Raw genomic sequence first — 293 nt, forward strand, 5'->3', positions numbered from 1 at the left:
ATCTGACGCCGCTCTACTGGGGCGCGGCGCTGCGCGATTTCGGCGTGCGCGACCTGATCGACGCCCTTGGCGCCTATGCCCCCAGCCCGCGCGCCCAGATCGCCGACAAGCGCCCGGTCGAGGCCGGCGAGCCGAAGATGACCGGCTTCGTGTTCAAGATCCAGGCGAACATGGATCCCAAGCACCGCGACCGCATCGCCTTCATGCGCATCTGCTCGGGCAAGTACGAGAAAGGCATGAAGATGCGCCACGTGCGCCTGGGCAAGGACGTGAAGATCGCCGACGCGCTGACC

Annotated in this window: 1 pseudogene; it reads left to right on the forward strand. The window is 66.9% G+C overall.

The window, feature by feature from the left end:
- A pseudogene (locus tag BST14_RS28580) lies at positions 1-293 on the forward strand (peptide chain release factor 3); the annotation flags it as partial.

This window comes from Mycobacterium arosiense ATCC BAA-1401 = DSM 45069, assembly GCF_002086125.1.
Classification (GTDB): domain Bacteria; phylum Actinomycetota; class Actinomycetes; order Mycobacteriales; family Mycobacteriaceae; genus Mycobacterium; species Mycobacterium arosiense.